Here is a 21,381-nt window from a genome sequence, read left to right as displayed (position 1 = left end):
TTCCGTTGACTGAACAAGCCGAAATTACGGTTTTAGGGGCGGGGTCTTATGGCACCGCCCTTGCTATTTCATTAGCCCGCAATGGCCACCGCACTGTGCTGTGGGGTCATGAAGCGGATCATATGCAGCAGTTAGCTGCAGACCGTAGCAATGAACAATTTCTTCCTGGTGCTGCTTTCCCGGAACCGCTGGTTATTGAAGCGGATCTGAGCCAAGCGTTAGCGGCATCGAAAAACATTCTGGTGGTGGTGCCAAGCCATGTCTTTGGTGAGGTACTGAACCGCGCCAAGCCGCTGTTGCGTAACGACGCACGGTTGGTGTGGGCCACTAAAGGGCTAGAGCCAAAGACCGGCCGCTTACTGCAAGAAGTGGCGCGGGAAACCCTAGGGGATAACATTCCGCTGGCGGTCTTGTCTGGGCCAACCTTCGCTAAAGAGATGGCCGTAGGCATGCCAACCGCCATCTCTTTGGCCGCCACCGAGCAAGCCTTTGCCGATGACATCGCCAGCTTGCTGCATAACCCAAGCTGGATGCGGGTGTACATCAACCCCGATTTTGTCAGCATGCAGCTGGGCGGCGCGGTGAAAAACGTGATCGCCATTGCCGCGGGCATGTCCGATGGCATCGGGTTTGGTGCCAACGCCCGTACCGCTTTGATCACCCGTGGTTTGCAGGAGATGTGCCGTTTGGGCTGCTCCCTCGGCGCGGGCAAAGAGACCTTTATGGGCATGGCGGGGTTAGGGGATCTGGTGCTGACTTGCACCGACAACCAATCCCGCAACCGCCGTTTTGGCATGGCGTTGGGTCAGGGCAAGAACCCGGAACAAGCGATGGCTGACATTGGTCAGGTTGTTGAAGGCTTCCGTAACGCCGAAGAGGTGTTCCAATTGGCCGAGCGCCAAGGGGTGGAGATGCCAATTACCGAACAGCTGTATCAAGTGCTGTATCAAGGTAAGCCCGTAAAAGAAGCGGCGATGGCTTTGTTGGGCCGCGACATGAAACAGGAATGATGTTTCGAGCGATTATATTTCGAGTATAATGCTGGTCATATCAGGATAAAGGGGTGCTTCGGCACCCCTTTGTTGTTTTTGCTGGTTAAGCCATAGCCCTATTTTTTCGCGGCCATGAGCAAGGCTAACGCCGTGATCAAGCAATGTTTAGTAACACGAAATGAAAAGGTTAGGCGTAATGAAGTGCGATGTAGTGGTACTGGGTGCTGGCGCCGCTGGGCTGATGGCGGCGGCAACGGCCGCCCAGCGTGGCCGCAAAGTGGTGGTGCTGGATCACGCCAAACAGGCGGGTAAGAAGATCCTGATCAGCGGCGGTGGCCGCTGTAACTTCACCAATATGGAGGTGCTGCCAGGCAACTTCCTGTGCGCCAACCCGCATTTTGTTAAGTCGGCCTTAGCCCAGTACAGCAATTGGGATTTCATCTCGATGGTGTGCGAACACGGCATCGCCTACCACGAGCGCGATCACGGCCAACTGTTTTGTGATGATTCCGCCAAGGATATCGTCAAGATGTTGTTGAAAGAGTGCGATAAAGGCGGTGCCAGCGTGCGCTTACGCACCAGCATCAGCAGCGTCAGCCAAACCGACAGTGGCTTTGAAGTTGACACCAACGTTGGCGCTTTTGAGTGCCAATCGTTGATTGTTGCCACTGGGGGCTTATCAATGCCGAAGCTGGGGGCAAGCCCTTACGGCTATCAGTTGGCGCAACAGTTTGGTTTGTCGGTGCTGCCAACGCGTGCCGGTTTGGTGCCATTAACGCTGCAACCGGATGATAAAGCCCACTTCGAGCCATTGTCGGGCATTTCGTTAACCACCACCGTCAGCGCCCTGCAGGGGCCAAGTTTTACCGAGCAGCTGCTGTTTACTCACCGTGGTGTGTCTGGCCCTTCGGTGCTGCAAGCATCGAACTACCGCGGTGTTGGCGAAGCGGTGCGGGTTGATCTGCTGCCAAGCGATGACGCCATGGAAAAACTCACCCACGCCCGCGAGCAACATCCTAAGCGGTTGTTGCAAACGGTCTTGAGCGAATGGCTGCCCGCCCGCTTGGCCGAAGCGATGATCGCCAAGCAAGGTTGGGACAATGAGCAACTGTGTCAGTTGTCTAAACTGCGCATGGAGCAGATCGCCAGCACCCTCAATGGCTGGCAGTTAAAGCCCGCAGGGGATGAAGGCTACCGCACCGCGGAAGTGACCTTAGGCGGCGTTGATACCGATCAGATCTCGTCCAAAACCATGGAATGCAAAACCCTTCCTGGGCTCTACTTTGCTGGCGAAGTGATGGACGTTACCGGCTGGCTTGGGGGCTACAATTTTCAGTGGGCGTGGGCGTCTGGCTACGTAGCGGGCAGCAACGCATAAACTGCGTTGCACTGGGCGTAACCCCAAGCCGCAGACCGACAACACCGCAGCCATTGGTTGCGGTGTTGTTGTTTGGGCGGCATCACAACCGCAGTGGCAGCTGTTCATTGTGGTGGCTCAGCCGCACTTGCTCGCAGGGCATGGGCGAGATTTGGGGCTGATAGTGTTCGCCCAATACCAAGATGAGTTGCTGCTCGGCGTGGGCACGGGCAGCAAGGCGCGCGGCCGTATTAAAAAATTTACTCTCAAAACCGGAAAACTGCGGATGCTGCTGATGCAGTTGTTGCTGGCATTGGCGGCTGGCGGCCAGAGAGTTACTGAGGGTTTGTGCCCATTCCCGATCGATTAAGCTCGGCTGGTATTGGTTTACTTGCAGCAGATCGTGATAGAGGTAGCCGCTATTGAACCCGGCTTGGCGCAGTACTTCGGCTGGCCAAGTTAACAGTACGTGGGCTTCAAAATCATCGCGCAGGCCATTGTCGTTGCGGTCAACATCGACACTGCGGCTTTCGATGGGATCAACCAGCGGCAGCGAATACCCTAAGGCCGGGTGGTTGAACTGCCGCCACCGTGGGCTCTGCTCTGGTGCCGCCGTGGCTGCGGTGATCGGCTGGACAGCAACGTAATGCAGCCCCTGATATTGCACCACGGTGCCGAGCGGCTGCTGCTGAGGTTGCCATGGCACCGTGTGTTGCAGTGGCACCTGCAGCCAATCAAAGTTGTCTGCAGCGGGGGCTTGGCCCCAGGTTTCATCAATGGCAATCCACAGGTGTGCGTGCCAGCGCACCACGTTGCTGGGCTGGTACAGCTGCTGGGGATCGAAGCGGGGAAAGTGAGCCAAACTTTGGCTGTGGACGCAGGGGCAAAGCAAGAACAACACACAAGCAACCAAGGAACGCATGGGGCGAGATCTCATCGGATTGTAGGTGTTGCTGTAAACGGCAACGGCGCGGGTTTTGTCTAGCCGCGGTTGATTGTTGCCAGACACCTTATCCGCAATGCTGGTCACTCTTTTGGCGTTTGCTATATCAGGGTATGCTGTTGTACAGGAAGGATAATCAAGGTAAGTCTGTGCAAACAGGGATGAAAGCGATGATGCAGCGGTGGCAACCGTTGCCGAAAGTGTCGCTCATGGTGCTGCTACCGTTGTTGCTGCTGTTGTGCTTGTCATCAATGGTGGCGATGGACTTTGTGCAGGGGCGCGACATGATGCGCGATCACTTGCGTACAGCCCAACAGCACCTATTGCTGCAACGGGCGCGACAAGTGGAACAGCTGCTGGTGGCGTCGGGGCCGGCTCGAGCCGGTGAGGTTGCCGAGCAAAGCCTGCTGATGTGGGCGCAAGATGATGAGTTGTTGGAAGCGGCCATTATTGATCGAGAGCAGCGCATCTACTTTGGCTCCAGCTCGGCGTGGCGTGGTGGCCAAGCGCAAAATTTACTCGACGGTTATCAAACCGAACTCTCCCGCCAAGCGCTGTTGAGCGGCCATCACCTGATAGTGGCCAGCCCACAGCGAGCCAGCGTGCAAATTTACTACCCACTGGTGCAACTGAAACCCCATTTAGAGCCACGGCTGATCTACCTAGAACAAGACGTTACCGCGTTAAACGACATCAGCCAGGCGCTGTTTTTCCAGCGTCTGGGTCGAGTCTGGAGCTTGGGATTACTGTGGGTGGCCCTGCTGTGCTGGTGTGGCTATCGCACCTTATACCTGCCGCTGCGCCGTTTAACCGCCAGCACTCGTCGCTTTGGTGAGGCAGAGCTGAATAAGCCGGATCTCGGCCCCTTTAACGACATTGAACAGTTTTGGCGGCAGCTAGAGCAGAGCAACCAGCGGATACGGCAAGGCTATCTGCAGTTAGTGGAAAGCGAACAGCGCTGGCTGTACGCGATTGAAGGCATTAAAGCCGGGGTCTGGGATTGGCGCATCAACGACGGTCAGGTGTACCTGTCGCACCATTGGAAATCGATGCTGGGCTTTCGCGACGATGAATTGCTGTCCAGTTTCGATACTTGGGAGCAGCGGATCCACCCCGAAGACAAACCACGGATGATGGAGTTGATCCGGCAGCATCTGCAAGGCCACTCCGGCATCATGGAAAGCGTTGTGCGCTTGCGCCACCGCGATGGCCACTACGTGTGGGTGATGGATCGCGGCATGGTGGTGGACTGGGATGCTGACGGCAATGCCAGCCGCATGGTCGGCAGTCATCTGGACATCAGCGACGAGATGAACCGCAAGCTGCAAGGCGGCGACGACGGCCAAGCGCTGGCACGAATGGGGCTGTTGAACTGCCTTGTGCCCTTGGTGCAGAGCCGCGACAGCAGTGGTTACAGCGCCTTGTTCTACCTCGATTTGGATGATTTCAAACTGGTGAACGATGGCTACAGCCACAATGGCGGTGATCAGCTGTTGCGACAGGTGTTGGCGCGGTTGCAGAAACAGTTTCCGAAGGCGGATCTGATCCGCCGTGTCCATGGTGATGAATTTGCGGTGGTGATCAGCGGCATCGATCCCCATCAGCAGCCACTGCTGGCGCAGGTTGAGTACTTGGCGCAGCAGATGATGAAGTGCTTTGAACGCGCCTGGGTGATTGATGGGGTCGAGCTGCATGTGGGCAGCTGCATCGGCATCAGTTTGTTCCAGCCGGGGGTGCAGCTGCAAACCGAAACGCCGCTGTCGCAAGCGGAGTTGGCGGTGTATCAGTGCAAAGAAGAGGGGCGTGGCAGCTACCGCTTGTACAAAGCGGAGATGCAGAAAAAAACACGCCAACGCTACTGGCTGCGAGACGCGCTCAGTCGTGGCTTACAGCAGGGGGAATTAAGCCTGCACTACCAACCGGTGGTGGATAACAACGGCGAGATCCGCTCGGCGGAAGCGCTGCTGCGGTGGCGCCACCCCAGCCGCGGTGACATTGCCCCAGCGCATTTTCTGCCGGTGGCAGAGCGTTACGGTTTGGCCGAGCCCATTGCCGAACTGCAGCTGGCGGCAGCCTGTCGCGATCTGGCGGTGTTGCGCCGTTATGGCTTGAATGAGTTGATGATCAACGTGAGCCCACGGCAGCTGGCGTGGCCGCAATTCATGAGCCGCTTACAGCACCACCTTGAGGAGCAAGGGATCCCCAGCTCGATGTTGCTGTTGGAGCTGTCTGAACATTACTTGCCCCAGCTAACCCCAGAACTGCTGAGCGTACTGCAACAGCTGAATGGCATTGGTGTGCGGATCGCGCTGGATCACTTCGGCGCGGGTTATTTGATGCTGTCGCAACTGCAGCAGTTGCCGCTTTCCCGAATCAAGCTGGATGCCCGCTACCTGTGCCGCCAAGGGGATGCCAGTGGCGAGTCGCTGCTGCTGGCGCAGGCCAACATCGCGTCGGCGTTATCGCTCGAGTGGATGGCCAGTGGCGTAGACGACGAGAGTTGTTATCGACTGCTGCAGCAACACGGCTGCAGCAGCTTCCAAGGGTATCTGCTTAGTGCGCCACGCTCGCTGGACGATCTGCTGATGCAGTTGCGTCATCGTGGGCGTCAGGGGCAACAAACCACGCCATTAAACAATTAAGCAACGGCTGGCGGTAGTCGTCGTGCTCCATCAGCAGTTCGTGTCTGGCGCCAGCCACCTCTAACAGCGGGTGGTTACCGCGCTGGGCAAAGGCGCGGATCGCCTGATTATCAACGATGCTGTCGGCACCGGCTAACGCGATCTGCAGCGGGGTTTCGATGTTGACCTTGCTGAGCGTGTCGCAGGTGGCCAGCGCATGGCGGATCCAGTGCACGCTGGGGCTGCCCAGTTGCAGCTGTGGGGTTTGTTGATACAGCTGACGAAACTGCTGATATTGCTCGGCATCGTGGCTTAAATCGTTATCGGCAAAGGGGCGGTCTTGGTAATCGTGGCCACCCAGGGCGTAGCCGTTCGGGCGCAGCCGATGCCACAACGACAACAGCGGTTCAATCAGCCAGCGTGGCGCAGGCAGCTGCACCCCCAGCATGGGCGACGACAACAGCGCCCGATCAAACTGATTGGGGTATTGCTGTAAGTACAACGCGGCAATGGCCCCGCCCATGGAGTGCGCCAACAGATAGCGCTGCGGCGGGTTGGCTGGGTTGACGTAATCGCGCATGAAGGTGGCCATGTCGGCCACGTAATCCCGAAAGTGATGCACGTGGCCGATGTGGCGGTTAGCCAGCAACCGTCCGGACAACCCTTGCCCGCGGTGATCCCACAGATACAGATCGAAGCCACGTTGCTGCAGGTGCTGCACCAGCGGCCAGTATTTGAGGTAGCTTTCGATCCGGCCGCTGCACAACACTATGGCACCACGGTATGGCACCTGTGGGGCAGCTTTGACGATGCAGTAGTGGATCTCGACCCCTTTTACCCCAACAAAGTGGCCCTGTTGCGCCTGCTGCCATAAGGCAGTGCGAGTAACGCTGTTATCCATCATTGTTCGGTGCTGAGCTTATGCTGGCGGGCTTGGTACGCGGCCAACTGGGCCTCGGTCGCGTTGGGTTGGTGCTCGGCTTTCCACTGGCTGTAGGGCATGCGGTAGATCGCTTCCCGTGCGTCATCGTCGCTTAATTCCAGCCCGCGTTCATCGGCCTCGGCTTTGTACCACTTGGACAAACAGTTGCGGCAAAACCCCGCCAAGATCATCAGATCGATGTTTTGCACCTCTTTGTTGGCATCAAGGTGAGCCAGTAAACGGCGCAGTACTGCGGCTTCGACTTCGGTTTGCTTATCCATTGTGTGCTCCTAATTGCGCGGCAATCCACGCGTTAATTTGTTGCTCGAGCTGGCTCATCGGTAATGACCCGCCCTGCAAGACTTGGTCGTGAAACTGGCGCAGATCAAATTGCTGGCCCAGCGCCGATTGGGCTTCGGCACGTAAACGCCACAGGGTCAGTTCGCCAATTTTGTAGGACAGCGCCTGCCCCGGCCAACCGATGTAGCGGTCAATTTCGGTGGTGACGTTGTGCAGCGATAAGGCGGTGTTACTGGCAAGGTAATCAATCGCTTGTTGGCGGCTCCAACCCTTGGCGTGCATGCCGGTATCCACCACTAAGCGGCAGGCGCGCCACATCTCGTAAGTTAAGCGGCCAAAGTTGCTGTAGGGATCTTGGTAGAAGCCCCCTTCCAGCCCCAGCTTTTCACTGTACAGCCCCCAGCCTTCACCAAAGGCGCTGATGTAGTAGTTACGCCGCAGTGGGTGCAGATCCAGCTCTGACGCCAGTGCGATCTGCAAATGGTGGCCAGGCACCGCTTCGTGCAGGGTCAGCGCTTCCATCTCGTACAGCGGTCGTTTATCCAGCGCGTAGGTGTTGACCCAATAGTAGCCCGGCTTATCGTCACTGCTGCTGCCACTGTAACGGCCAGTGGTGTACTTTGGGGCGATCTCGGCCGGTACCGGTTTTACCCCATAGGGGGTGCGTGGCAGCAAACCAAAGAACAGCGGCAGCATCGCATCCGCTTGCTTCGAGAGGTGGGCGGCGTAGTACAGCAGTTCGTCGGCACTTTGGGGATAGAACTGGGGATCGCTGCGCAGAAAATGCAGAAACTCAGCGAAGCTGCCTTCGAACTTAAGCTGAGCAATCACCTGATCCATCTCGGCGCGGATCCGCGCGACTTCGGTTAAGCCCAGTTGATGCACCTGCTCGGCGGTCATCGGTAAGGTAGTGAAGTGACGCACGCGATTGGCGTAATAGCGTTGGCCATCGGCTAAGTCGCTGGCGCCAATGGTTTGCCGGGCTGCGGGATAGTACTGCTGCTGATAAAAATCGTAAAAGCGTTGGTAGCTTGGCAGCACCAATTCGGCCACCGCAGCCAATCCTTGCTGCTGCCAGCGTGCCTTATTTGGGAAGTCGGCGGCCAGATTGGCAAAGGGTTGGTAGTAAAGGCTGCTATCGGCGGGGGTGATAAAGGCGCTGATGCTGTCTTCAAAGCCGGTTAACACCGCTTGGGGCACGGTATTGCCGCTGTTTATTCCTTGCTGTAACCAATGGATTTGTTGCTCGAAGTAACGCGGTACCTGTTGTAAACGAGCCAAGTAGGCACGGGCGTCGGCTTCGGTTTTTAGGCTGTGGCCTCGGGCGATGCCGGCCAAATACGCATGAAAGCCGCCTTCGGCTGAAATGGGGCTGTAGTGTTCATGAAAGCGGTAGCTGTCGATGCCGTTTTGCAGCTGGTGACGCAAAATGGCCAGATCCGCCTGTTGGCTTAATGGCACAGTGGTGGCGTCGATGCCATTCACTTGGGCTAACAGCTGCGTTTGCGCTTGGTGGTGGGCGGCCAGTGCCGCGGGGCTAAGATCGGCTAATTCGCTGGCGGCGTTGCTGTCGCCATAATGCTGGGCAAGCTGCGGCTGGCTGCTCAGTTGCAGCTGCCAACTGGCGTCCATTAGCGTGCTGATTTGATTGCTGGGGGTAGGGGTGCTGACGCAGCCACTTAATAGGGCTGCCAGCAGAACAACGGCTGCTCTCATGTACCGGATCCTTGGCATGAAATGGAGATGTGCCAAGCAGTGTACGAAAGCGTTTCGCGGAACACAAAAGCGGTGCTGTTCGGCAGGCCGAACAGCAGAGACAACAACGGCGCCGATTAGGGCGCCGTTGTGGCAACAGAACGAAACGGCGTTTAGATCACGCGGCTAAATTGCTGCTGGCGGGCTTTTTCACGCATGTAGCGATCGAAGCACATGCAGATGTTGCGGATCAGCAGATTGCCTTGGGCGGTAACGCGGATGATGCTGCCATCCAGCTCAACCAGTTCGTCATCAACGAAGGTTTGCAGCAGCTTCAGATCGGCATCGAAATAGTCATCGAAATTGATGTCCCAATCGCGCTCGATCACGCTCTTGTCCATTTCGAAATGGCAGATCAGCTGTTTGATGACGGCGCGACGGATAAAGTCGTCCCGCTCCAGCGAGCAGCCTTTAACCAAGGCGGTGCCCTGTTCATCAATGGTGCTGTAGTAATCTTTTAGATCCACGGCGTTTTGCGCGTAGGCGTTGCCAATGCTCGAGATCGCAGAGGCGCCCAAGCCCAGCAGATCGGCGTCTGGTTGGGTGGTGTAGCCTTGGAAGTTGCGGTGCAACTTACCGGCGCGCTGCAGCTTGGCTAATTCGTCATCGGGCTTAGCAAAGTGATCCATGCCGATAAACTGGTAGCCGTCAGCCGTCAGGATGTTGATGCTGTTTTCCAACAGTTTCAGCTTCTGCTGTGGGGTTGGCAGATCTTCATCGTGGATCTTACGCTGGGCGGCAAAACGGTGCGGCAGGTGGGCGTAGTTGAATACGCTTAAGCGATCCGGTGCCAGCTCTTTAATCCGCTCCAAGGTTTCGTTGAAGCTTTCCGGCGTTTGATGCGGCAAGCCGTAGATCAGATCAACGTTGGTGGAGCTAAAGCCTTTCTCTTTGGCCGCTTTAAGCAGATCAAAGATAAATTGTTCGTCTTGCTCGCGGTTAACCGCTTGCTGCACTTTCTTATTGAAGTCCTGAACGCCGACCGAGATGCGGTTAAAGCCCACTTCCGCCAGTACGTCTAAGGTTGAGATCTCCACTTCACGAGGGTCAATCTCAATCGAAAATTCACCTTGCTCGGCAAAGTTAAATTCGTGCTTCAGTAACCCGGTTAAGCGGCGGATCTGAGCCGGGCTTAAGAAGGTCGGAGTGCCGCCGCCCCAGTGCATCTGGGTAACGGTTAAGTGCTTGAAGTGAGGGGCGCGGGCTTTGATTTCGCGCTCAAGGTAGTCCAGGTACTGATCCGCTTTGTGGGCGTGACGAGTAATGATCTTGTTGCAGCCGCAGTAGTAACACAGCTTGTGACAAAACGGCACATGGATGTAGAGCGACAGCGTCTCTTTATCAGAGCCGACAATGGCTTGCGCTAAATCTTGCTCGCTGAACTCTTTATGAAACTCTACCGCGGTTGGGTAGGAGGTGTAGCGTGGACCGGAGTAGTTATACTTCTCAATCAACGCTTGGTTCCAACTGATCTTGTCCTGCACTTGGGCTCTCCTCATGACTTCACGTTCGATTATGCCCCTTTTCGGAGGTATCGACACGCTTTGACGAAGGGGTTTGTTACCGTTCTTTACAAGGTGGGATCAAGCTCAACAAATCACAAGCCTAGCTGCGGCCTCGCCTTAAGCATCAGCTTGTGATTGGCGGAGTTATTGCTGTAACGACTTGGCGCTCCAGCTGGCGTCAGTCAGGATGGCCAGATCCGCTGCGATGGCGGGGCCTAACTTACTTTGCTGCAACTCAAGCTCGCGATCCAAGCGGCGACGCTCCTTTTTATCCAACGCTTTGCGCGCTTCCAAAATCGGTTGGTCGCTGATGGCATCGTACAGCGCGTGCAAGTGCGGAAACTGTGCGGCTAACTGTGCTTGCTCGGTGCCGGGAATGGCACGCAACAAATTGACTAAGCGCAAAGCCGCTTCGGCCGCTTGGCATTGTTCGGCTTCGGCCGCTTTGGCGATCTGCTGGATCTGATCCTGCAACAACAACTGACGCTCGCTGATTTTGGCGTCGCGTTGGCGCTGTTGCTCGGCCACTTGGCGCCACAGTTTGATGGCGTAGGCACTCAGGGCGGCAATGACGATCAGAGCCGCGAGCAGTAAACTTCCTTGTAGGGACATGATGGCCTCTCCTGCGCAGGCTTAGTCTTTAAATTGGTCGAGCAGATCGCTGCCTTGTTCGAACTGGTCAAACAGATCCTGTTCGCTGTCGGCCTTTGGTGCTGCTGCGGGGGCAGAGACTGGCTCTTGTGGCAGATCGTCGCTGATCCCCAAGATGTCCATCAACACCGCAATGCGCGCCAAGGTGCTATCCAGCCAGAATTGATCGGCTTGCGATAACAGTTCGCCGCCTTCCAATTTGTCCAGCAACTGGGTTAAGCGTGGGTTGCTTTCCAGTTGTGCCAGCTCTTTTTCTGGGCTCAGCTGTGGTTTGCTTGGTGCGGCTTGTGGCTTATCCACCACCAAGGCGATTGGCTTTTTGCTGCCTAAACGTGGGTCTTTCTTGATCACGTTGGCGCCAGTCACGGCATCTTGCACTTCTTTACCGCTGTAACGGCTGCCAGTGGCTTGGCCTTTGACGTTCTTTTTGCTCTTTTTAACATCGGCCTGCTTCTTTTCCCGAGGTGGGCGGGCAGGGCCGTTGGTGTTCACTTTTCGAGATCGTTTTGCTCGGGTCATGGGGGTCTGTCTCCGTTTGGGCGGGCGACTCTACCAGATTATGCTGATTTTTGCAGCAGAATGACGTCGCTACCGAGGATTTCTAGGCGCAAATCGTGTTGTTTGGCCAAATAGGCGAAGGTTGCTTCACTGAAGAAGCTGACGTGCGTTGGATCGTTCTTGTAATGCCAGCGGGCAAAGGCGTCTTTATTGCGGACCAATTTTGTCATGATCCCCAGATAACCCCCAGGCTGAAGTAACTGCAGTAACAGGTGCCATTCGCGTCTGGGCTGGTAAAAGTGCTCTATCGCTTCGGTGCAGGTGACAAAGTGGTACTGCTGCTTTAGCGGGCTGCGATCCGGTTGGAAGTAGGGATCGTACAGGGCCACCTCATGGCCAGCTTCCGCCATCATCAACGACAACGTTGGCCCAGGGCCACAACCAAAGTCTAAGCCCTGCTGCTGTAGCGGCAGTCGCTCTAACAGTGGCTCGGCTAAGCGATTTAAGAACTTACGGTAGCCTTGGTCGTCGGGATCATTTTGATGTTGGTCGTACACCTGCTTTTCGGCGCTGGCGGGCAGCAATGTGGCGGGATCAGCAAACACCAGCTGGCACTGTGGACATTGAAAATAATGGCGACGCTTATCTTGATGATAATGATGCGGTTTGGGGTGCTGGCACAGCGGGCAGAGCATGGACGTTCCTAGCAAGAGCGGTAGTAAGCCGAGTATATCAAGGAGCCAATAAAAAAGGCGACAGAATGCTCTGTCGCCTATTGGTGCCAAAAGACACTCCTCCAAATTTTTTACCAGGCATCCTTACCTGCTTAGAGACGTTCCCGGTCTTACATCCATTTATTGTTGTGTGCTTCCATGCAATAAATGTTGTTTTCGGTCATTCCTGACACTTTCTTATTCATCCTTAAGTGGATGTCGTCCTTTTCGTTACTCAGCCAGTCTGCGGCGAGCTCGTCATCCTGACGATAAACAAAACACTTCCGTGTTGTCCCAGTCCATGGGGGGCAGGCTCTTACGGCCTGTCTGTTGTCCTAACAGGTTGGCTTCCGGTGCTCACTTCCTGTGGGCCTGTCGCTTGCGCTTCAGTGTTGCCAACTCTTGTTTGAGCAACACTTTACCCACTTTGAACTGGATCGCAACTTTTTTTACACAGTGATTTAACTCACGAAAAATTGTTAAATATTCACCTTGTTGAAATGATTAGACTTTTGTCTAAACCCGGCCGCAAACAAATGCAAATGTCGTAACCTCAATGTGGTCGATCTCTTACAAAGCTAAAGCGATGTAAAAAGCATCAATTACCAAAGCTTGAGCAAAAACCTAGGCTTTACTTGGTGAATTTTGAACAATTCAGGTAAAACGCCTTGTTTGAAAAACAAAAAAGGAGGCCAATCGGCCTCCTTTTGCTGGCATTACAGTGCCATTATTTGGCGTTCAGGTACTGCGCTAATGCGGCGATGTCGTCGTCGCTCAGACGCTTAGATATGTCGCTCATCATGCCGTTCATGTCGTTGTTACGGGCACCGCTACGGAACTTCTGCAACTGACCTTTAATGTAGCCACCGTGTTGACCGGCTAAGGCTGGGTAGCCAGCCATCTCCATGCCTTGGCCCGTCACGCCGTGACAGGCGACACAAGCGGTAATCTGACGCTCTGGATCACCACCTAAGTAGAGTTTCTCACCTGCGGCGATAACCTCTGCATCGGCGGCGCTGCCAGCACTGACTTTTTGGCTAGCAAAGTACGCGGCGACGTCAGCCATGTCTTGCTCGGTTGCCAGCATCATTGCCATTGGGCTCATTACCGGATCATTACGACCCTCTTTGCCGCCGGTCATGGCTGCTTGTTTCAGATCTTTTAGCTGCTTCAGCAGGTAGCCTTCATGCTGGCCAGCCAGCTTTGGGTACAGATCGATAGGGCTGTTGCCATCGGCACCGTGACAGGCCACACAGGTGCCCGCTTTGGCTTGACCTGCGGCGGCATCGCCCGCGGCCATGGTTGGGGTGGAAAATGCCGCTGCTGCGGCCAGAACTACTGCAAACTTTTTCATAACGTTCCAACTTGTTGTATCGCGCGCGTTTGGATTCCCTGCTGCATCGCTCGCCTGATAAACTAGAGGGAGCATGCGCGGAGCATTTTACACAAAATTGGATCCAGATCGAATAGCCACGTAATTCTGAGACTTAGTTCCGGATTGGCTGAGATCTGGCTCATTGGAGAACACAGTGACTGATCAAATCGTTGATTTTCGCCGGGCGAGTTTCGTAACCAGCGCCCCTGATATTACCCATCTGCCTGAAGATGTGGGTATGGAGATCGCTTTTGCCGGTCGTTCTAATGCGGGTAAGTCCAGCGCATTAAATACCCTGACCGATCACAAAGGCTTGGCCCACACCAGTAAAACTCCGGGTCGTACCCAGCTGATTAACGTCTTTCGGTTGGACGATGAACGGCGCTTAATTGACCTGCCGGGATATGGCTTTGCCAAGGTGCCGCTGGAGATGAAACTGCAGTGGCAAGAGAAGCTGGCACAGTACTTAGAAGAGCGTCAGTGTCTGCGTGGCTTAGTGGTGATGATGGACGTGCGTCATCCACTGAAAGACTTAGATTCCAACATGATTGCTTGGGGGGTTGCGGCCGAAATGCCGGTACTGGTGCTGCTGACCAAAGCCGATAAACTGAAGCAGTCTGAAAAGAATAAAGTATTGAAAAAAGTAAAAGAAAACCTATCTGAGCTGGGTGGAGAGATCACCGTTCAGCTGTTTTCTTCTTTGAAAGGCACTGGCCGTGAACCGGCGTTGCGGGTGCTGAATGGTTGGTTCCAGCGTCACAGCGATATTGAAGCTGGGCTGGCGGAATAGGCAAAAAAAAGCCGGTGCTGAGAGTACTTAGCACCGGACCATTAAAAGCTAATATGGGGAGAAGCTTTCTAAAACGATAACAATATCAACCAACCCGAAGGGTGACTTGATGACGCTACTATAGCGCAACATTTCGTCGCTTTAAAGTTATTACTCTAAACCCGCACTGGCACTAATGGCTTTGCTTCGCTGTGGCAACCGCCGCGAAATTTAGGCACAAAAAAACCCCGATCTCCAATGGAGACCGGGGTGCCAATTCTTGGCGACCAACCCAAAGGGTCGATCAAAAACAGGTTTGAAAGATAGAACTGAAGTCCAAAGCGCGAACGCTCTTTGTTCAGTAATAGAACATCTTACCTCTGTACCCTACCCATCAAGCATAACGAAGCCCGCGTTGATGGGTAAAGTGGTTTCATTGGTGTATGAGTTGAAATGTGCTTTATCTCACAATCGAACCGGATTTAGTGGGCTTCGTCCCAATTGGCGCCAAGCCCGGCTTCCGCGATCAATGGCACCGCCAAATCGGCGGCCGCTTCCATCAATGCCACCAATTTAGGCTGATGTTTGGCCACCGCGGTTTCCTGCACTTCAAACACCAATTCATCGTGTACCTGCATCAGCAGTTTAATTTCAGCGGGATCTTGCTCGGCCAAATACTGGTGCACCGCTAACATCGCTTTCTTAATGATGTCGGCAGCGGTGCCCTGCATAGGGGCGTTAATGGCGGTTCGTTCTGCCGCTTGTTGGCGCATCTTATTGCGCGCGTTGATCTCCGGCAGGTGCAAACGACGGCCAAACAGGGTTTCCACGTATTGCTGAGCGTGGGCCTGTTCGCGCGTGTCGTCCATGTACTTCAATACGCCTGGGTATCGGGCAAAGTAGCGGTCGATATAATCCTGCGCTTCATAACGAGGAATGTTGAGCTGCTTGGCGAGGCCAAAGGCAGACATGCCGTAGATCAGGCCAAAGTTAACCGCTTTGGCTTTGCGGCGCATGTCGGTGGTGACGTCATCAAAGGCGGTATCAAACACTTCGGCTGCGGTGGCGCGGTGAATGTCTTTGCCTTGGGCAAAGGCGCTCAGCAAGCCATCATCGCCAGACAGGTGCGCCATGATCCGCAATTCGATTTGCGAGTAATCGATCGCCAGCAATTTGCAGCCCTCAGGGGCGATAAACGCTTGGCGAATACGGCGGCCCTCTTCGGTACGAATGGGGATGTTCTGCAAGTTTGGATCGCTGCTGGATAAGCGCCCAGTGGCGGTGACCGCTTGATGATAGCTGGTGTGGATGCGGCCACTTGGCTTGATCAGCTCCGGCAGCTTATCGGTGTAAGTGTTCTTCAGTTTGGCCAGCGAGCGATGCTCTAAGATGATTTTTGGCAGCGGATAATCCTGCGCCAATTCCTGCAGCACTTCCTCGGCGGTGGATGGCGCCCCTTTCGGGGTTTTCTTCAATACTGGGTACGCCAGTTTATCGAATAGGATCGCCTGCAACTGCTTGGGTGAGCTCAAGTTGAACACTTCACCGGCGATGTTGTGGGCGTCGCTTTCCAGTTCATCCAAGCGAACCGCGATGGCGCTGCTTTGTTGATGCAGCATATCGCCATCGACGATCACGCCGTTGCGTTCCATCGCTGACATGACCGTCACCAAGGGCAACTCGATGTCGTTGAACACCGCTTCGCAGCTTGGCTCGCTGGCCAGTAACGGCTGCAAGGTGTGGTGCAAGCGCAGGGTGATGTCGGCGTCTTCACTGGCGTAAGGGGCGGCTTGTTCCAGCTCAATCTGGTTGAAGGTTTTTTGCTTGGCGCCTTTGCCGGCAATCTCTTCAAATTTGATGGTCTTGTGGCCTAAGTATTTCAGCGCCAAGTCATCCATGTTGTGCTTGCCCGCCGTGGAGTTATAGCAGTAGCTCTCCAGCATGGTGTCGAAGGCGATCCCAGCTAAGGCGATGTCGTAATTGGCCAGCACCGACATGTCGTACTTCAGATTTTGACCGACTTTCTTCGGAGTGTGGTCTTCCAGCAATGGTTTTAACTTGGCCAAGGTGGTGGCCAGATCTAACTGCACTGGCGCGCCATCGTAATCGTGGCCCAAAGGCAGGTAAGCCGCTTCACCGGCTTTAACCGAGAACGACAAGCCCACCAATTTGGCGGTCATGTAATCGAGGCTGGTGGTTTCGGCATCGATGGCGTACAGCTCGGCGCCATTGAGCTTGGCTATCCATTGATCCAGCTGGGCTTCGGTCAAGATGGTGTGGTAGTCGGTGGCAATCGCCTCAACGGCGGCCACTTCGCCGGTGTGCACATCCACCTGTTGCGCGGCGGGGGCTGCCGCGCCACCTTCTAACACTTCCGCTAACAGGCGCCGGAACTCCATCTGCCCGTACAGCTCGGCCAGCTTGTCGTTGTCGGCGGCTTTGATGTTCAGATCGTCTGGTTTCTCGGTCAGCTCAACATCGATCTTAATGGTGGCCAGTTGGTACGACAGAAATGCCGCGTCTTTGTGCTCAGCCAGTTTCTTCGGCATGGTTTTGCTGCCACGGAAGCCCAGCGGCACCACGGCATCAATGTCTTGGTAGATGGTTGCTAAGCTGCCGATCCCTTGCAGCATCGCCAAGGCGGTTTTCTCGCCCACCCCTGGTAAGCCAGGAATGTTATCGACCTTATCGCCCATCATCGCCAGCAGATCGATGATCAGCTCTGGGCCAACCCCAAACTTCTCTTTTACGCCTGCGGGATCCAGCACCGTGTCGGTCATGGTGTTCACCAAGGTGATCTTGTCGGTCACCAGCTGCGCCATGTCCTTATCGCCGGTGCTGATCAACACATCGTAACCGGCGGCTTCGCCTTGACGAGCCAAGGTGCCAATCACGTCATCGGCTTCTACCCCGGATTCGACAATCATCGGCAAGCCCATCGCTTCAATGATGGCGTGCAGCGGCGCAATTTGGCTGCGCAAATCGTCGGGCATCGGTGGCCGCTGTGCCTTGTACTCTGAGTACATTTCGTCGCGGAAGGTTTTGCCTTTGGCGTCAAAAATCACCGCCATGTGGGTCGGCTTATATTGGCGCAACAGGCTGCGGAGCATGTTAACCACCCCGTATACCGCACCCGTTGGCTCGCCTTTGGAGTTGGTGAGATGCGGTGGCGCATGGAAGGCGCGATACAGATAGGAGGAGCCGTCGACGAGGATCAGAGGTTGGTCGGACATGGGGTCAGGACTGAGTTGATGAGTAAAGCGCTAGGATGCCACGACCACCGGATCCAAGCCAGTGATTGAACAGGCTTTACCGTTTCATCGTTTCCTGTGGATAACCTTGTGAACAGAGTCTGTGGATAACGATTTTTAAATTTGTGATCTGGATCGTCAGCCAGCATTGAAATCCAGTAACCACGGGGATTACCGGCGAAAACACTGAAATTTATGGCGTAAGGTAAAACGACAATGACAACTGTGGATATTGCTTGCCATCCGTGGCACATATGGACTAGCAAAAGGTGAAATTTCGCTGTTGTCCGTAAAGCTGGTGGCTAAGTTAGCACAAAAAAACAGCAGTTCCACCGTGGTTGTAACAAATCATTAAAACGATTTTTTCTAAGCACAGGGCAATGGCCTTTCTATCGGAATAACAAGGAGTCGAAGATGAAACGGATAGCAGTGATCTTAAGTGGCTGCGGGGTGTTTGATGGCAGCGAGATCCACGAAGCGGTATTAACGCTGTTGGCGCTGCATCGGGCTGGTGCCGCGGTGCAGTGCTTTGCCCCAGACCAAGATCAGCTGCATGTGGTGAATCACCTTAGCGGTGAAGTAACCCAAGAGCAGCGTAACGTGTTGGTGGAATCCGCCCGCATCGCCCGTGGCGACATTAAGCCGATCACCGAGCTGGATGTGGCTGAGTTTGACGGCCTGATCTTGCCCGGCGGCTTTGGTGCCGCCAAGAACCTGTGTGATTTTGCGGTGGCAGGCAGCGCCATGCAGATTGCCCCGCCGGTACGCCGTGCGTGCCAAGACTTTGTGGCGGCAGGCAAGCCCAGTGGCTACCTGTGCATAGCGCCGGTTTTGATCCCGCAGGTGGTGGGAGCCGGTGCCATTGGCACCATTGGCCATGATGCTGATACCGCAGCGGCTTTTAGCGAGATGGGCGGTAAGCACCAGATCTGTCCGGTGGCCGAGCTGGCGCTGGATAGCGAGCATAAAGTGGTGAGCTCGCCGGCTTATATGTTGGCGGGCAACATTGGCGAAGCCGCCGACAGCATTGATGCGCTGGTGACTCAGGTGATGGACTGGGCGTAAGGCGGTACTTGCTGCGGGTCATCTTTACGGTGGGTATTCGGCCATGGCAGCGGTTAACGGGATCGCAGCCCAAAAAAAGGCTGTGTACCAATGAGCTGTTGAACTTATTGTGGATGACCCGCTGCGGCATAACGGTCATTGCCGGGACCGCCCGGCGGCGGGCAAGGGACTCGTCCCTTTGCAATCCCGAGCGCCTCCGAGGTGACGACAACCCCTCGTTTTCGCCGCATTGCGTTGCAGCAACAGCCAGATGCGCCATCCATGGCGCATCGATGCCGTGCCGAATGGCGCAGTGCAAGGAGCGAAAGTTGAGCTGTGCTAAGGCAATGGGATCCCAAAGGGAGGATCCCCCCCTTTTTCTACGAGTTAGGGTGACGTCGCCACGGCGACATAACCACTTGAAAGCAGTGCCATCGAAGCTCGCCGCAGGCGACAATAGCTACCGCGCAGCAACGCCCACAGTTAACTAATACACAGCCAAAAAAAAGGCCAGCGTGGTGGCTGGCCTAAAACTTTCGTGAGCAATGCGCGTTCATGAGTGTGAGCGACTCATTGGATTGGAACGCAGAGCCAATATAAATGATAATCAGTCGCAAATGCAACTCGTTATCAATTGTTTTTGACTAACGGTGTCAATGCCTTACAGAAGTGGATCCGAAAATCGAGGCTGTCGTCGCTCTTAGGATCCACCGAAGTGATGTGGAAACCGTGGCGTAACAGCAGCTGCAACTTGCTGGCGTAGCGGTTGCGACTCTTCACCGTCAGCCGATCGAAGCCAAAGCGTTGTGCCCATTGTTGCAGTCCCTCTAACTGCAACGAGGCCAAGCCTAAGCCGCGAAATTCCGGCAATACGCCGCTCATCCACAAATAACATTCGTGGCTGGATTTGGCGTAAGAGACATAAAAACCAACCGGCTCGCCTTCCACTTCGGCAATTTGGATTAGGTGGGGGCTGTGCTGCAGCCGCCGTTGATATTCATCCACCCCATAGGGGGCGTCAAATTCCGGAATTTGCTGCGATAGCGCCACCACTTCGGCAATGCTGCCTTGGCGCCACTGACGACTGATCATCGGCTTTATTTTCCGAGTTCGTGCATCAGCTGATCCACGTACTGCTGCATAAAGGCCCAACGACGCTCGCCTTCGGCTTTGCCCGATGGGGTCGACATGGTGTGCGGCAGTTTCTTCAGCTTGATGAAGAAGTGATCCAGATTGAACTGGTTATCGTCCAGTTCGCGCTGGGTGGCTAATGGATCGGCCACATCGTAGAGATCGCGTCCCCATTGGCCACCCAGCATTAAGCAGCGCGAGAGGCCAATGGCGCCAAGGGCATCTAAGCGATCGGCGTCTTGCACCACTTGCGCTTCTAAGCTTTGGCAGGGGATCCCAGCAGACCAACTGTGGGCGGCAACCGCATGATGAATGGCATCAAGGTGTTGCTGCGGGTAGCCGTGCTCAGCCAGCAGCGCCACGGCTTTATCGGCGCTCAGTTGTGATGCTTGTTGGCGACGGGGATCGCGCTTATCAATCAGCACCACATCGTGCAACCACGCGGCCGGTAAGACAACGGCTAAGTCGGCACCTTCCGCTTCGGCCAGCTGCTTTGCTGCCACCACAACACGTTCGATGTGGCTTAGATCGTGGGCGCCATCGCTGCCAGCGGCGGCGGCCCAATCGCGGCAGCGTTGCTGCCACGTCGCATCAAAAGGATGGGTCATTAGATCTCCTGAGTACGGCTCGGATTCGAGATCAAGATTCTATCAGCCAGCAGCTTCAAAAGTACGCCGTAAGCAGGCAAAAACAGACAAAGGCTGATCAGCAGTTTGAAGCCGTAATCGACGCTGGCGATTTCGGTCCAGTGCTCGGCCATAAAGGGATCGGCGCTGGCGTAAAACGCCACCGAGAAGAACACCATGGTGTCGATCAGGTTGCCGAAAATGGTTGAGCCTGCCGGAGCCAGCCACCAGCGTTTATTGGCGCGCAGGCGAGCAAACACCTTAATGTCCATCAACTGGCCAAACAGGTAAGCGGCAAAGCTGGCAAAGGCGATCCGGGCGACAAAGGTATTGAACTCAGTGAGGCCACTGGCGCCAACAAAGTTACCTTCAAACCACAGCACCGAGATAACGTAGGAGATCAGCAGTGCGGGCACCATGGCGGCAAAGATGATTTTACGTGCTGACGTGGCACCAAACATCCGTACCGTCAGATCGGTGGCCAGATAAACAAATGGAAAACTGAACGCACCCCAAGTGGTGTGCAAGCCAAATAATTGAAATGGCAGCTGCACCAGATAGTTACTGGCGGCAATGATCAGAATATGAAAGCTGACTAAGATCAGCAACGCGCGCTGTTGTTGCGCCACGGAAAGTTGAAGCATGATATTACCTTTTTGCTTAACGGGGTGAGGGAACCCGAACGACGGTGGATCGCTGCGACGGCAGCGAGGGCGAAATTATAGGCACCAATGGATGCGGTGCAAGGGTTTTGCTGTTTCAACTGGCAGAAGTGGCGGTGCGGTCACGCCGCGTGAGCCAATTCACTGGGATTGGGATAAGGTGATGTGGGTCGGATAAATAGTTTACCGCAATGGCATAATTAGCCTCTTACCGAATTGATAAGGATCGATGAGCCGTGATTCAAGATTGTTGCAGTCAGCCAGGA

At 55.2% G+C, this 21,381-nt stretch carries 18 protein-coding genes; 5 read left to right on the top strand and 13 right to left on the bottom strand.

The window, feature by feature from the left end:
* Window positions 1-5 precede the first annotated feature (5 nt).
* Together gpsA and Q0796_RS05175 are read left to right on the top strand one after the other, a co-directional pair.
* Window positions 6-1,010: an NAD(P)H-dependent glycerol-3-phosphate dehydrogenase gene (gene gpsA, locus Q0796_RS05180; protein WP_298440832.1), complete on the top strand. Its 1,005-nt coding sequence runs from the start codon at window positions 6-8 to the stop codon at window positions 1,008-1,010.
* A gap of 178 nt (window positions 1,011-1,188) precedes the next feature.
* Window positions 1,189-2,370: an NAD(P)/FAD-dependent oxidoreductase gene (locus tag Q0796_RS05175; protein ID WP_298440830.1), complete on the top strand. Its 1,182-nt coding sequence runs from the start codon at window positions 1,189-1,191 to the stop codon at window positions 2,368-2,370.
* Between the two features lie 82 nt (window positions 2,371-2,452).
* Here Q0796_RS05175 and Q0796_RS05170 read toward each other — a convergent pair whose 3' ends face one another.
* On the bottom strand, window positions 2,453-3,379 hold the full coding sequence (locus tag Q0796_RS05170) for a hypothetical protein (RefSeq protein ID WP_298440828.1): 927 nt from the start codon (window positions 3,377-3,379) through the stop codon (window positions 2,453-2,455).
* Window positions 3,380-3,441: 62 nt separating this feature from the next.
* On the opposite strand from Q0796_RS05170, the gene Q0796_RS05165 reads away from it, so the two are divergent.
* Window positions 3,442-5,934 carry a GGDEF domain-containing phosphodiesterase gene (locus Q0796_RS05165; protein ID WP_298440827.1) on the top strand — a complete coding sequence of 831 codons (2,493 nt, stop codon included), beginning with the start codon at window positions 3,442-3,444 and terminating at the stop codon, window positions 5,932-5,934.
* Here Q0796_RS05165 and Q0796_RS05160 read toward each other — a convergent pair.
* The 8 genes from Q0796_RS05160 to Q0796_RS05125 form a co-directional block, all read right to left on the bottom strand.
* On the bottom strand, window positions 5,846-6,814 hold the full coding sequence (locus tag Q0796_RS05160) for an alpha/beta fold hydrolase (protein WP_298440825.1): 969 nt from the start codon (window positions 6,812-6,814) through the stop codon (window positions 5,846-5,848). The genes Q0796_RS05165 and Q0796_RS05160 overlap by 89 nt on opposite strands.
* Complete coding sequence (locus Q0796_RS05155; RefSeq protein ID WP_298440823.1) at window positions 6,814-7,116, bottom strand: DUF1244 domain-containing protein; 303 nt, start codon at window positions 7,114-7,116, stop codon at window positions 6,814-6,816. The genes Q0796_RS05160 and Q0796_RS05155 overlap by 1 nt, the downstream gene beginning before the upstream one ends.
* Window positions 7,109-8,851, bottom strand: coding sequence for a DUF885 domain-containing protein (locus Q0796_RS05150; RefSeq protein WP_298440821.1), 1,743 nt, complete (start codon window positions 8,849-8,851; stop codon window positions 7,109-7,111). Before Q0796_RS05150 ends, Q0796_RS05155 begins: the two co-directional genes overlap by 8 nt.
* Window positions 8,852-9,003: 152 nt before the next feature.
* Window positions 9,004-10,389 (bottom strand): oxygen-independent coproporphyrinogen III oxidase, encoded by a 1,386-nt coding sequence (hemN, locus tag Q0796_RS05145; RefSeq protein WP_298440819.1) that lies wholly within the window; start codon window positions 10,387-10,389, stop codon window positions 9,004-9,006.
* Window positions 10,390-10,539: 150 nt separating this feature from the next.
* Complete coding sequence (locus Q0796_RS05140; RefSeq protein WP_298440817.1) at window positions 10,540-11,007, bottom strand: DUF2489 domain-containing protein; 468 nt, start codon at window positions 11,005-11,007, stop codon at window positions 10,540-10,542.
* 21 nt (window positions 11,008-11,028) lie between these two features.
* Window positions 11,029-11,565 carry a Der GTPase-activating protein YihI gene (gene yihI / locus Q0796_RS05135; protein WP_298440815.1) on the bottom strand — a complete coding sequence of 179 codons (537 nt, stop codon included), beginning with the start codon at window positions 11,563-11,565 and terminating at the stop codon, window positions 11,029-11,031.
* Between the two features lie 38 nt (window positions 11,566-11,603).
* Window positions 11,604-12,239, bottom strand: a complete 636-nt coding sequence (locus Q0796_RS05130) for a class I SAM-dependent methyltransferase (RefSeq protein WP_298440814.1) — start codon at window positions 12,237-12,239, stop codon at window positions 11,604-11,606.
* Window positions 12,240-12,984: 745 nt separating this feature from the next.
* Window positions 12,985-13,611 carry a c-type cytochrome gene (locus Q0796_RS05125; protein ID WP_298440812.1) on the bottom strand — a complete coding sequence of 209 codons (627 nt, stop codon included), beginning with the start codon at window positions 13,609-13,611 and terminating at the stop codon, window positions 12,985-12,987.
* Between the two features lie 175 nt (window positions 13,612-13,786).
* Here Q0796_RS05125 and yihA point away from each other — a divergent pair, with 175 nt between their 5' ends.
* Window positions 13,787-14,422 carry a ribosome biogenesis GTP-binding protein YihA/YsxC gene (gene yihA, locus Q0796_RS05120; RefSeq protein ID WP_298440810.1) on the top strand — a complete coding sequence of 212 codons (636 nt, stop codon included), beginning with the start codon at window positions 13,787-13,789 and terminating at the stop codon, window positions 14,420-14,422.
* A gap of 461 nt (window positions 14,423-14,883) precedes the next feature.
* Here yihA and polA read toward each other — a convergent pair whose 3' ends face one another.
* On the bottom strand, window positions 14,884-17,634 hold the full coding sequence (polA, locus tag Q0796_RS05115) for a DNA polymerase I (RefSeq protein WP_298440808.1): 2,751 nt from the start codon (window positions 17,632-17,634) through the stop codon (window positions 14,884-14,886).
* 432 nt (window positions 17,635-18,066) lie between these two features.
* Between polA and elbB the strand changes: the two genes are divergently transcribed.
* The gene (elbB, locus tag Q0796_RS05110; RefSeq protein ID WP_298440806.1) at window positions 18,067-18,717 is read left to right on the top strand and encodes an isoprenoid biosynthesis glyoxalase ElbB; all 651 of its coding nucleotides are present in this window, start codon (window positions 18,067-18,069) and stop codon (window positions 18,715-18,717) included.
* A gap of 609 nt (window positions 18,718-19,326) precedes the next feature.
* Here elbB and Q0796_RS05105 read toward each other — a convergent pair.
* Genes Q0796_RS05105 through Q0796_RS05095 form a run of 3 tightly spaced genes read right to left on the bottom strand, consistent with a single transcriptional unit; the run spans window position 19,327 to window position 21,097 of the window.
* Complete coding sequence (locus Q0796_RS05105) at window positions 19,327-19,788, bottom strand: GNAT family N-acetyltransferase (protein WP_298440804.1); 462 nt, start codon at window positions 19,786-19,788, stop codon at window positions 19,327-19,329.
* A gap of 5 nt (window positions 19,789-19,793) precedes the next feature.
* Entirely contained in the window at window positions 19,794-20,435 is a 642-nt protein-coding gene (locus Q0796_RS05100) for an HD domain-containing protein (protein WP_298440803.1), read from the bottom strand.
* Window positions 20,435-21,097 carry a 7-cyano-7-deazaguanine/7-aminomethyl-7-deazaguanine transporter gene (locus Q0796_RS05095; protein ID WP_298440801.1) on the bottom strand — a complete coding sequence of 221 codons (663 nt, stop codon included), beginning with the start codon at window positions 21,095-21,097 and terminating at the stop codon, window positions 20,435-20,437. The genes Q0796_RS05100 and Q0796_RS05095 overlap by 1 nt, the downstream gene beginning before the upstream one ends.
* Between the last annotated feature and the right edge of the window lie 284 nt (window positions 21,098-21,381).

The sequence above is a fragment of the uncultured Ferrimonas sp. genome (assembly GCF_947489035.1).
Lineage (GTDB): Bacteria > Pseudomonadota > Gammaproteobacteria > Enterobacterales > Shewanellaceae > Ferrimonas.
The sequence above is the reverse complement of the archived record's forward strand: the minus strand, read 5'-3'. Positions and strand labels throughout refer to the sequence as shown.